Annotated in this window: 9 protein-coding genes, 1 tRNA gene and 1 pseudogene; 5 read left to right on the top strand and 6 right to left on the bottom strand. The window is 58.6% G+C overall.

Annotated features, from left to right (window positions below; genetic code table 11):
* Nucleotides 1-7: 7 nt before the first annotated feature.
* Nucleotides 8-1,519: an FAD-binding oxidoreductase gene (locus tag VNL17_16490; protein HXI85680.1), complete on the bottom strand. Its 1,512-nt coding sequence runs from the start codon at nucleotides 1,517-1,519 to the stop codon at nucleotides 8-10.
* Nucleotides 1,520-1,523: 4 nt separating this feature from the next.
* Nucleotides 1,524-2,009, bottom strand: coding sequence for a DUF4149 domain-containing protein (locus VNL17_16495; protein ID HXI85681.1), 486 nt, complete (start codon nucleotides 2,007-2,009; stop codon nucleotides 1,524-1,526).
* An 84-nt stretch (nucleotides 2,010-2,093) separates the two neighbouring features.
* Here VNL17_16495 and VNL17_16500 point away from each other — a divergent pair, with 84 nt between their 5' ends.
* Nucleotides 2,094-3,128: a Gfo/Idh/MocA family oxidoreductase gene (locus VNL17_16500; protein HXI85682.1), complete on the top strand. Its 1,035-nt coding sequence runs from the start codon at nucleotides 2,094-2,096 to the stop codon at nucleotides 3,126-3,128.
* 8 nt (nucleotides 3,129-3,136) lie between these two features.
* Here VNL17_16500 and VNL17_16505 read toward each other — a convergent pair whose 3' ends face one another.
* Both VNL17_16505 and VNL17_16510 read right to left on the bottom strand, forming a co-directional pair.
* Nucleotides 3,137-3,532, bottom strand: coding sequence for a PH domain-containing protein (locus tag VNL17_16505; GenBank protein HXI85683.1), 396 nt, complete (start codon nucleotides 3,530-3,532; stop codon nucleotides 3,137-3,139).
* Between the two features lie 3 nt (nucleotides 3,533-3,535).
* Nucleotides 3,536-3,631: pseudogene (locus VNL17_16510) on the bottom strand (zinc ribbon domain-containing protein).
* Between the two features lie 131 nt (nucleotides 3,632-3,762).
* Between VNL17_16510 and eno the strand changes: the two are divergent.
* From eno to VNL17_16525, 3 genes are all read left to right on the top strand, one after another.
* Nucleotides 3,763-5,037, top strand: a complete 1,275-nt coding sequence (gene eno, locus VNL17_16515) for a phosphopyruvate hydratase (GenBank protein HXI85684.1) — start codon at nucleotides 3,763-3,765, stop codon at nucleotides 5,035-5,037.
* 3 nt (nucleotides 5,038-5,040) lie between these two features.
* Entirely contained in the window at nucleotides 5,041-5,364 is a 324-nt protein-coding gene (locus tag VNL17_16520; GenBank protein ID HXI85685.1) for a septum formation initiator family protein, read from the top strand.
* A 53-nt stretch (nucleotides 5,365-5,417) separates the two neighbouring features.
* Nucleotides 5,418-5,494, top strand: a tRNA-Met gene (locus tag VNL17_16525).
* A 161-nt stretch (nucleotides 5,495-5,655) separates the two neighbouring features.
* On the opposite strand, the gene VNL17_16530 is transcribed toward VNL17_16525, so the two are convergent.
* The gene (locus VNL17_16530; GenBank protein ID HXI85686.1) at nucleotides 5,656-6,087 is read right to left on the bottom strand and encodes a hypothetical protein; all 432 of its coding nucleotides are present in this window, start codon (nucleotides 6,085-6,087) and stop codon (nucleotides 5,656-5,658) included.
* A 239-nt stretch (nucleotides 6,088-6,326) separates the two neighbouring features.
* On the opposite strand from VNL17_16530, the gene VNL17_16535 reads away from it, so the two are divergent.
* Nucleotides 6,327-8,192: a PKD domain-containing protein gene (locus tag VNL17_16535; protein ID HXI85687.1), complete on the top strand. Its 1,866-nt coding sequence runs from the start codon at nucleotides 6,327-6,329 to the stop codon at nucleotides 8,190-8,192.
* Nucleotides 8,193-8,230: 38 nt separating this feature from the next.
* On the opposite strand, the gene VNL17_16540 is transcribed toward VNL17_16535, so the two are convergent.
* On the bottom strand, nucleotides 8,231-11,674 hold the full coding sequence (locus VNL17_16540) for a hypothetical protein (protein HXI85688.1): 3,444 nt from the start codon (nucleotides 11,672-11,674) through the stop codon (nucleotides 8,231-8,233).
* Nucleotides 11,675-11,694 lie beyond the last annotated feature (20 nt).

Raw genomic sequence — 11,694 nt, forward strand, 5'->3', positions numbered from 1 at the left:
CGCCGAATCAAGCCAGATTCGCAAACATTCGGCTGTAATGTCGATACCAATCGCTCTGGAATACCTCCGCCGGATCATACCGCCGCTTCGCGCGCAGGAATTCCGGTAGGCGCGGATGACAAAGCTCGGTCTGCGCGCGCGTGGCGAACCGGTGGTAGGTCAGGTAAAACGTCCCATCATGCCGCGCCGCGATGTCCACCACCCGACGGAACGTGTCCGCCAGCGCGCGCCTCCCCGGGTCATCATGAACCACATGAAAGTTGAATACCACGCCAGCGCACGGCTGACGCGCCCAGGCGAGAACGCTTTCCGTATCGTGTTCCGCGAGCCGCACCGTGCCGTAGAGCATGGCCACCTCATGGCGCAGAAAGTCGGCGCGCACTTCATCGAGGAACACCACCAGCGAAGTGCGCGGGACAAAAAATTCGACGAGCGACTCACTCGCGGGCACACGCGCCTTCAACTCCCGATCGACCACCGCGTGGTAATTGTCCACATAGGCGCGATCGAGCTGGAACGTGTCCGACCAGACGACATCCCCGCTCTGGCCCAGCGCGCTCTCGACGTACCGCGCGAAAGCTGCCCCGCGATTGACATGGGCGAGAGTGACCAACCGCAGCCAGTCATCACTCGTGGGCAGCGGACCTTCATTCACGGGCACGTCTTCGTCTTCGCGCAGAGGCTGATACGTCGCGAGGACACCGCGCCGCAGGAAATCGTTCGAGGACGGATCGGGCGAATAATGCCAGTCCCCATACAGGCAACCCTCCTCCTTGCGCCGCGCCAAGGTCGTGACCACGTCCCCAGCTTCGAGCAACTGTGTCGTGACCCGGAGCTTGCGCCGGCGCATGAGCCGCAACCGCATCGAAGTGACAATCCCGAGCAGTCCGTAGCCGCCGGCCGCGAGAGAAAATAATTCCGCATTCTCGTTGCGCGAACATGTCCGCACCCGGCCTGCTGCGTCCACAAGCTTGAATGACTCGACCTGCCCGACAAACGGCGGAAGCGTTAGCCCGTTGCCATGGATATTCGCGCCCAGCGAACCTCCCAGCGACATCCGATCGACACCCTGCTTCTGCACGATGCCCCAAGCCGGCTCCGTTCCCGATTGCCGGCGCGCCAACTCATCCATCAATTCCGGCCAAAGGATGCCCCCTTCCGCTTCCACGATCCCGGCGTCCGCGTCCAGCGCGATGACCCGATTCATCCCGCGCATATCGACCAACACACCATCGGTGGCGAACTGCTGGCCTCCCGCCGCATGCCGACCACCGGCGACGCTAACCACACCACCCTCTTTTGCCGCGAACCGCACCGTGTCAACGATCTCCCCGATGGATGCGGGACGGACGACACGTTGCACGCGCGTGGGATTCAGCTGTGAATGGACATCATTGACCCAGACGCCCGTCGCAGGGGAAGACTTCGAGCGCACCCAGGAACAGCCGATTGGCGCGAAGGCCAACGCCGCACCCGCGCGCACGCCAAGTTTCAGGAATTGACGCCGTGAAAGGCGCATGGGATCAGACCACCCGGGCGTACACTACCAGAAATACCAAGACCAACCCGCACAACAGCACCACGCCATTCATCTGCACGCTGAGTCGGTGGAGCGCTTTCCATTCCAGATCCAGCGCTTCGTCCGGCGGTTTTCCAGAAGATTCAAACATGGCCCGGCGGTCGCGCAACGCATTCATATGCGGCATGACCCCCTGACGCAGCCATAGATCCGTCCCGCCCATGCCCGCCACCAGCAGTAAGCTCAAGATCGCCGGCCACCGGCTGTACGCCCGATCCGCCAGCAACAGCCCGAGACAAACAATGCTCACGGCCGCGCAGATGATTCCGAGCAGGTAATACTTCGAAAAAATCCGTCGAATCAGCAGCCCCGCATCTTCCGGTTTCAGCGTCTTGAATACTGTCGGCGCTGCCACGAAACTGAAAAAGACGATGCTGCCGATCCACACCGCCAGTGTTACCAGATAAAACCATTTCACTCCCTGTGTCATCGGTGCGGCAGCGTAACAACGCCTCGCCGTCGAAGTCAAAACAATCTCCTTTACAAGCCAACGCCCGTCGTTACGCTTCCGTCCATGCGTGAGACGGATAAAATCCGCTGCGGCATTCTCGGCACCGGCTGGATGTTCGGCAAATTCGCCGATGCCTTCCAATTGATCGACGAAGCAGCGCTCATGGCCGTCGCCAGTCGCGACCCGGAACGCGCCCGCGCCGCCGCCAACAAGCGCAATGTCCCGCGCGCCCATCCGAATTACGAATCCCTCGTCCAAGATCCCGAGATCGATGTCATTATCAACGCCCTCCACAACGGGTTGCACTGTGAATGGTCGGTACGCGCGCTCGAAGCGGGCAAGCATGTTCTTTGCGAGAAACCCCTCGCCTGCTCCAGCGCGGAGGTTGAGAAGATGTTCACCGCCGCGCACGCGAATCAACGATGGTTGATGGAAGGATTCATGTATCGGTTTCACCCGCAGATGGTGGAAGCCAAACGCCGCGTCGCCGCCGGCGAAATTGGGCGCGTCTTGCACATCCGCTCCAACCGATCCGCCCAGGGACGGGAGCCTAATAATCCGCGCTTCTGGCGCGATGCTGGCGGTGGCGCGTTGATGGATATCGGCTGCTACTGCGTGAACTTCTCTCGCTTCTTCACCGATGCCGAACCGCAACGCGTTGAGGCCTATGCCCATTTCGATAAGCAAACCGGCGTGGATCTGACGCTGAGCGGAAGCCTCCAGTTTGTTGGGGGTCTCTCGGCCCACTTTTTGTGCAGCATGGAATCCGAACCTTCCTACGCCGCGGAAATCATCGGAACCGAAGGCCGGTTGCTGATTCCCCACCCGTGGTCACCGCCGTTCTGGCCCGCCGAATTACATCTCACGCGACAGGGCAGGACGGAAACCATCCGCATCGAAACACCCGCTGTCCCGCAGCATGTCCTCGCGCCATTCGCGCTGGAGCTAAAACACTTCTGCCAGTGCGTGCGCGAGAATCATGCTCCGCAGTTTCCACCGGCCATAGACGCCGAGCGCGATTCGCGCGGTAACATGCGTGCGATCGAGGCCCTGTTGGAGTCGGCGCGCGAACATCGCACCGTTGACGTGGAGAATTGAACGGCGCGCTACGGGCCCTGCCGTTGCGCCAGGATTAGCTCGCGCACGGCTTTCGGATTGGGGATGCCCTCGATCACCTCGTCCGGGTCAACCGTGGCCGCCGTGGAAATGGTCAGGTCGCCAATACCAACCATCCTGGCCAGGATACCCTGATCAATCTCGATCGAGCGGACATCACGTGCATCGAATTCCCGGTAGGACTTGGAGAAAAGACCCCGCTCGAGCGTAACTCGACCCGGATAGATGCGCAGGACAACCGAAGCCCGTCGCGCCCAGGCCACGATCAACGGAATCACCAACCAGCAGAAGACCAGATACCAGAAGAACTTCCACCATGATGGCCGCACTTCGGCCAGCAATGTGTCGGGTGCCGGCTGCGACTGGGCCGCGATCTTTGCTGCCACGGGAAATCCACAAGACGGGCACGTCGGCGCTTCCGCCGAAACCTGGTTTCCACATTCGGGACATTGGACTAACGCCATGACATTTTCCCCACACCGCATCCTAGGTCGCGAGATGAAAGCCTGTCAAGGTCGGCCTCTCCCCCTGCAGAATCTTGGCGTGTCCTGCGTTTAATTACTTGATTCGCAGAGCGTTCGCACTAGAATGCGCCCCAAGGAGGAAGTTGATTTCTGTGACGAACATTGCTCGAATTCAAGCCCGCGAAATTCTCGATTCCCGCGGGAACCCAACCATTGAAGTGGACGTGGAACTTTCCGGTGGCGCAGTCGGCCGCGCGGCCGTGCCCAGTGGCGCCAGCACCGGTGAACATGAAGCGTGGGAATTGCGCGATGGCGACAAAGCGCGCTTCGGTGGCAAAGGCGTGCAGAAGGCCGTCGCCAACGTCAACACCAAGATCGCCAACGAACTGGTTGGCCACGACGCGCTCGATCAGGTCGGTATCGACCACACGATGATCGATCTCGACGGCACTCCGAACAAGGGCAAGCTCGGCGCCAATGCCATTCTCGGCGTCTCGCTTGCGACCGCGCACGCCGCAGCGGCGCAACTCGGCCTCGAACTTTTCAAATACCTCGGCGGGCCAAACGCAAAAGTATTGCCCGTGCCGATGATGAACATCCTCAACGGCGGCGCGCATAGTGATGCGCCGATCGACCTGCAGGAATACATGATCATGCCCAAGGGCGCTGCGAGTTTCCGCGAAGCATTGCGAATGGGCACGGAAGTTTTTCACGCGCTGAAGAGCGTGCTGAAAGCAAACAAGCTCAGCACGGCGGTGGGCGACGAAGGCGGATTCGCGCCTGTTCTCAAGAACAACGAGCACCCTCTCGAAGTGATTCTCGCGGCGATCAAGCAGGCGGGGTACAAACCCGGCAAGGACATTTTCATCGCGCTCGATCCTGCGTCGAGCGAGTTTTATGATGCCGCCTCGAAGAAGTACGTCTTCAAAAAGTCGGATGGCTCGAAGCACACCGCCGCGCAAATGATCGAATTCTACAGCGACCTGTGCAAGAAATACCCGATCGTCTCCATCGAAGACGGCCTGGCGGAAGGCGACTGGGACGGCTGGAAATTGATGACTGATAAGCTCGGCGACAAACTGCAGCTCGTCGGCGATGATTTGTTCGTTACCAACACGAAGTTCCTCAAGCGCGGCATCGACACCGGCACGGCGAACTCGATTCTGGTGAAGGTCAACCAGATCGGCACGCTTACCGAAACACTCGACGCCATTGAGATGGCGAAGGAAGCGGGTTACACCGCGGTCATCAGCCATCGTTCGGGCGAGACGGAGGACACGACGATTGCCGATATCGCGGTGGCGACCAACGCGGGCCAGATCAAGACGGGTTCGCTTTGCCGCACGGACCGTGTCTGCAAGTACAACCAGTTGCTGCGCATCGAAGAAATCCTCGGCAAGGATGCCGTCTATGGAGGAAAACTCTAAACGATGAGTTGGACATCCGCTCTCTGGGGCAAACTGCAGTCACTCGGGTTCTTTGTCTTTGTGGCAATCGTCGGCTGCGGGATCGCCCTTCTCTTCGTCCCCCTGCTGCACCAACGGCGCGAAATGCAACAGGACATCGCGCGGCTCGACCGCGAGATCGAACAGCAGGAAACGCTCGAGAAAAAGCAAAAAACCGAGATCGAAGCGCTGAAAAACGATTCCAGTTACATTGAACGGACCGCCCGCAACAAGTTGAACCTGGCGCGCCCCAACGAAGTTATTTTCCGCTTTGAAGCACCGCCGACAACGGTGGCCCAGCGCCGCTGAAACGCGTGCTTGACGAACCCGTGATGCGCCACTAAGGTGCAGCAGACTTTGACTGCGGGGTGGAGCAGCCCGGTAGCTCGTCAGGCTCATAACCTGAAGGTCGTGGGTTCAAATCCCACCCCCGCTACCAATTAAAGGCCCGGCGCTAACGCGCTGGGCCTTTTTTCGTTTTCATCATCAAGTGGGAAGCCACTTGTCGTGTAGTGGCAATCCCACCCCCGCTACCAATTATGAAGGCTCGGACATGCGTCCGAGCCTTTGTTTTTCCTGCACCAACAAGATGGCGTACAACTATTTCCTGGTGCCGATGACATCGTAGATGAAGTCACCGTTCACCTTTTTCTTCCACTGCAGCCCACCGGTCGCGTTTGTGCCCTTGATGGTGGCGGTCCAAATGACAACGTCATTGGTCACCGCAATCGCCTTGTTTTGCTCGATCTCAAACTCGATCTCGCCCGGCTCCGTCTCCAATCGATAAGTAGCCGGCTTGAATCCTTCCCGCGCCATGGTCGTCGAGGTGAACTTGCCGTCGGCGAAAACCCATTCATCCTCAATTTCTTTCCCGCCTTTGTCAGCGGTCGCCTTGTCGGGGATCGCCTTGATCTTCCACTTCGTCCCATCCAGCAATTTCGAGCCGTCCTCCAGGGCCGCATGCACCAAAATTACGCTGGCAAATAGCATGACCGACAGGATTGTTACTCTCTGTATCTTACTTGATTGCATGTGCGCCTTCCTAACCTTCCGCTCGGTTGGGTTTGAATGTGCTGATAAGTTCCGCCGCGCTGACAAAAAAGTCGCACGCCATGACTGCGTACCCTATCAAACGAAGGCAGTCCGGACAAGGAATATAGGGCCTTGGCTGAGAAGCCATTACCAGTTCCGCATTTGGCTTGGCAAATGCTAATTTCCAAAGTATTATTTGACAATTGAAGGGGTGATGGTCTACGGGAGCCAGTTTAATAATGCCAAGACGCATTTACGTCATTATCGTCCTGCTCTGCTGTTCACAAGTCGCCCGCGCGACCGTTATCACCAACACCCGGCCTGAAATTGCTCAAATGGCCGGTTACTGGGAAGTCGATAGCGTCCAAATCTCGCCCTTGGCCAATTCGCTCTATCCTCAGTTTACCAACACGTGGGAGTTTATGCAGCCGAGCGGCTCGACGGCGACTGACGGCGACGAGCATTTCAATATGGCGCAAAACGCCTCGGGCACTGGCGCCACGGGCGGCAACGCTGGCGAATCGCCGATTGTCGCCGAAATTATCAATGTGTCGTCAACCGTGGGCTTGGTTTCCTCCGGGAACCAACACGCCAAGACCCGTGGCATCTTCCGCTACTACCATGAGCATGCCGGTGAACTGAAATACGAGATCCATCCGATGACGGAGATCTTCAGTTGGAGTGGCAGCGCCTTTGTCTTGTTGAAAGATTGCCGTCCGAGCTTCAAGCCCGTGGCGGATGCGACCACCAAGGCCTACAGTACGTACAACGATATGGCGCTGGGCAACAATCAGACCGTCACGGCCCAGGTGATGGCCGACAACAACCACGTGATCATAACCTACCCCACTGGCGCGGGAGTCGATCTCGTCAATTACATGCAATACGACGGCCAGGTGGTCCAGACGCTTACCAACGATCTTGTTAGCCCCTATATTACGTTTCGTCCCACCAACTGCCCGGCCTCACCCTTTACGATCACGGGCGGACGCGCGATGCGGTGTCGCATCGTTACCAATACCGTTGCCGCCCGTGTGGCGGTAGGTTTGATTAGCAATCAGACGGTGACCGTGAACATATTGAATCGTGTCGACATGTTGGGCATCTCCAACATTGTGGCATCCCTCAGCGCCAACCAGAGCACGAGCTTCGTGCAGCCCATCGATTGGATTACCCTCGGCCTCACCAACATGGGGCCGGTCCCGCCACCGGTAGTCGTTTTCACCGGCAGCCCGACCAACGGCCCTGTGCCGTTGACCGTTACGTTTACCGACACCTCCACAGGATCCATTACCAACCGCTTCTGGACCTTTGGCGACGGGGCCCAGACAAACATCCAGGCGACGAGCGTGCAACACATCTACAACTCCATTGGCACCAATACGGTGCAGTTGATCGTCACGGGTCTTGGCGCTCCCGCCACTAATACCCAGACCGGCTACATTGTCGTCACCAGCGCAGGACCACCGCCCCCGTCCGCCAGTTTCACCGGCAGTCCGACCACTGGGATAGAACCATTGTCAGTGACCTTCACCGACACCTCGACGGGCACCATCACCGGTCGATCCTGGGATTTCGGCGACACCATCACAACCAACGTCATAACCAATAGCGTGTCGCATACCTATGCCGCGGGCACGTATGGCGTCACGTTGGTCGTCGCCGGTCCCGGCGGCGTCAGCACCAACTCGCAGCTCAATTACATCACAGCCCTCACGGCATTCCAGGGCTGGCAGGTTCAGTACTTTGGCAGCACCACCAACCCAGCCGCGACTGCAGGTGCGGATCCTGACGGTGACGGCCAGAATAATCTGGCCGAGTTCCTCACAGGCACCGACCCGACCAACAGCGCCTCCGTCTTTCATATCATCGCCGTGACACCACAGGGCGGCGATATCTTGGTCACATGGGCCACCGCCGGCGGAAAGACCAACGTTGTGCAAGTAAATGGTGGGGATGTGGGCGGCTCGTACACCACCAACTTCATCGACCTGAGTCCGTTCATCATCATCCCGGGCAGCGGAGACGTGACCACCAACTATTTGGACGCCGGCGGAGCGACAAACGTCCCGTCGCATTATTACCGCGTGCGCCTGGTACCGTAACCTTCTGCCAGGAACCGCTCGTCCGGCACTTTTCGTCTTTAGATGACGGGCTTCATCGGGTGAGCGCCGCTCGATCCATGCAGAAAGTCCAGATACTCCCGCGCTTGCACTCGCTGTAGCTGGCTGTGGGCCATCTCCAAACGCTCACGGACGCCCAGCCGCTTCGCTTCAACGGCGTAACTGGACTTTTCCAGCAACTCTTCCAGGCGGCGAACATTTTGCTTCCACAAACGGATGTCGAAAGCCTGTTTGGCGGCGAGACGTTCGCCGTACCAATCACCAGCCAGCATGTTCTCCCGAGTAAACAGGGCGCGGAACTCCGGGTGGTTGAGGTCCTTTCCCTCGTGATGGCCGTGGACCATGACATGGAGGAGGGCACGCAATGGTGGACAAGCCTCCTGAATGCTGCCATCGTCGAAATAACTCCGGGCGATACGCTCATGGGCCTCAACCATGTTCTCCATACCATCCGCAAAAATGTCGTAATCCTGCATCTCGGGACGAAGCATCTTGTCGGTAAAGACCACGTGCGGATGATGGAACACGCGTCCGAAGAAACTGAGGACGAACCGCATCGTGATGCGATAACCGAGGCGGCTGGCGAGCACTTGCTGGCCGCTGTGCTCGAAGTCCCGGCATTTCTCCAGGTAACCATGCTCAATCAAAAACCTCGGGTCGCGCTCTTCCACGCTCATGCGGCTCCAAACTTCCGGGACGAGCAGGCTAATATCGTGATCGACACGGACGTGCGGGCCAACATACCCGGCGGCCGTGATAAAAACGTGGTCCCCCGTAAGCAGCAGCGAGACCAGCGCGTTGTTCAGGTCGATGATCGGTGGGAGCGCGTTGAAGGGTCCCTTCGTCAGCGCTCCTTCCGAGCCGGCACCCGTGGTGGATGGCGATTTGCCGGTCATGCTGCAGATGAATCCCATGAACAACTCGGGCAGTTCCAGGTAATGAATCGGGTTGAACACTGCCAGCGAACGAATCTGTGAACTGGAATCCGGCGGATTGTTGCGGCGACCGGGCAGGACGGCGTTTACGGGTGTGAAAAGCGGTCGATCGGGAGGAATACGGCGACGCAGCCGGGCGCCCATCTCGGCAAGATAAACACCGCGGGCATCCAACAGGTCAGGACGGGTTTGCAAGTAACGCGGATTTTTCGAGGGCTTGCCGTCCACCAGTCGCGGATGCGCCGACGAGACAACGTACGACGGTTTGCCGCTCTCCACGAAATCGCGGATCACTCGTTGCATCGGTCCGGTGAATTTGTCGAAGCCGATCGCGTCCTCGATCAATTCACGTCCCTGCGCGACAGTGATGGGTTGGTAGTTGGAAAAAAAGTTTCCCGGCTTGGAGAAATCCGCTTCGGTTTGTTTGTCGTAACCGCGATGCTTGGCGTCATCGGGCCTCTGGAACAGCCGGTACTCGCAATTCCTGGCGAACTTCACCGACGGCTGGTGATACTGCGGATCCAGGCCCGACAAACACCGTGTCGGTACCACGACCGAGGCGGTGATATCGTCCTCCGCCTGCAACTTGACTGCGGGATGAAAATCCTTCCGCAAACCAAACGTGCGCCACGAACCGTCGTGGTCAAACCCAACGCGCAGGTAATTGGCCACCAGTTTGCGATTGTCGAATTTTAATTCGTTGGCCGGCCGGCCATCAATGATGTCCACGCTGAAGTGCTCGCGCCAGCTGTCCCCCATCTCCGGCTTGTAGTAGCGCTTCACGACGAAGACCAATTCCTTGATGTATTGCGGCACGGAGGCCAGCCACTCATTATATTCGGCGGTATACTCGTCCGCGGGCGTGAGCAGTTTTATGACGGACCCGAGCGAGCGTTCGGGACTGAGAATGGGACGGCTGTCCTTCTTCGGCCTGGTCTTGCCCCGAAAACGATCGGAATAATCGCGTTTGACCAGCTTGTTGGCGAAATCGAACTCACGATTGAAGTCGGCGATGAATATGGGGCCCTGGATAATCGCGTCGGAAATGGGTTTGGAAATTTCGGACTTCCCACCGCCGGAAACCGTGCAAGGCTTGTGGCAAAACGTCGGCTCGGCTGCCGTTCCCACGAGCCGCCACGAGCGGCCACCCGGTGGCTTCTCCATATGAACTTTGTAACCCGACGGACGAACGTACGTCCTTCCCTGAAGGAGTTTGATTTTCTGCGCCCCGTCGTTGCAAGGCCAACTCACTGTCTGGCGCAACAGGTCGAAACGCACATCCTCCGGCACATAGAGGATGTCGGGGAACTTTTTATCGACCGCATAACCTTCGGGTTTCACGTCCAGCAATTCGCCAATGAGAGTGACCATTTCCTCAAATTTATAGTCAAGCCGTGGCGCGTGGAGATCACCGCTGAATTCTTCGCCCAAATCGTAGCAGGGATAAACCAGCGCGCCGCCCGCGTGTTCCTCCTCGCAAAGACCAAACAGATTGGCCGAATAACTGATCTGGGTTTTGACCTCCTTCTTGCAGTACCCAAAATAATTGTCGGCAATGATCGTGACCATCACCCCCTGCGCGTTGCGGCAGGTGAGCTTGAACGCCAGGCCGTCGTTATAACACTCCGTCTCGGTGCGCCAGCACATGCCGTCGCGCCGCTGTCGTTCGGTGGCCGCCTCCCAGTGCGGCAGGCCCACTTCTTTCTTGGTGATTCTGACCAGGTGCGGCGCAAGAATCACGCAACCGGTATGGCCGGTCCAGTGCTCCACGTCCAGGCCCGCGTCGTTCTCCGGTAGGAAGGGGTCGCCTCCGTTGCCAAAGATGCTCTCCACGAAGTCGAGGTTGCTCACCAGGTTCCCCGGCGCGAAGAAACGGACCTCCATCGTTTTTTCCGCGATGTACCCGGATACCTCGGGGACAACCAACGGTCGTAGCAGCAGCGACACGAAACACTCCGCGGCTTCCGACGACGACCGGAATGGCAGCCGCAACAATTCCGGTGGTGGTGTCAGCGCCAGTTGCAGCATCCGGCCAAATACGGCTTTCGGCACGCTGCGTTTATCGTCTGGAATACCCAATCCACCTTCCGCGATGTGAAAAATCCCCTGCGTCGTGCGGCGGTCTGCGGTTGGATTATGCAGCACACCCTGCTTGACGCGATACGACCGCACGTGTTCCGAGATGAACTCGTCGCGATCCGGCGCCAGGGAAAGCACCCGGGCCAGGCCGTGGCGATCCAGGACAAACGTCCGTCCCGGCAACCGGATGGTCGTGCCGGTTTCCTTGAGGTATTCGTTGAGAAAGCTCTGGATCCGCTGGTCGGCTGGGCAAAGATAGTCGGCCAGCAACCGATCCGTCTCACGCTGGTGTTGCAGCAGTGCTGCCCTCATCTCTTCGAATTCCGGGTCGGAACCTGCCGCCGCCGTCGGAAACCCCAGCAACGCCAGCTTCAGGTTGATGTACCGGATCGTCTTCGGATCGCTGAGTTCCGATGCCGTCCCCAGTCCGATATTATTTTTCGCTCGCATGATTCACCCGCGGTTAATAA

This window comes from Verrucomicrobiia bacterium (assembly GCA_035577545.1).
Classification (GTDB): domain Bacteria; phylum Verrucomicrobiota; class Verrucomicrobiia; order Palsa-1439; family Palsa-1439; genus Palsa-1439.

Excerpts from the sequence above, each read along its gene's own strand:
- VNL17_16500 (HXI85682.1), top strand. The coding sequence starts at position 2,094 with ATGCGTGAGACGGATAAAATCCGCTGCGGCATTCTCGGCACCGGCTGG.
- VNL17_16520 (HXI85685.1), top strand. The coding sequence starts at position 5,041 with ATGAGTTGGACATCCGCTCTCTGGGGCAAACTGCAGTCACTCGGGTTC.
- VNL17_16540 (HXI85688.1), bottom strand. The coding sequence starts at position 11,674 with ATGCGAGCGAAAAATAATATCGGACTGGGGACGGCATCGGAACTCAGC.
- VNL17_16530 (HXI85686.1), bottom strand. The coding sequence starts at position 6,087 with ATGCAATCAAGTAAGATACAGAGAGTAACAATCCTGTCGGTCATGCTA.
- VNL17_16535 (HXI85687.1), top strand. The coding sequence starts at position 6,327 with ATGCCAAGACGCATTTACGTCATTATCGTCCTGCTCTGCTGTTCACAA.
- VNL17_16495 (HXI85681.1), bottom strand. The coding sequence starts at position 2,009 with ATGACACAGGGAGTGAAATGGTTTTATCTGGTAACACTGGCGGTGTGG.
- VNL17_16490 (HXI85680.1), bottom strand. The coding sequence starts at position 1,519 with ATGCGCCTTTCACGGCGTCAATTCCTGAAACTTGGCGTGCGCGCGGGT.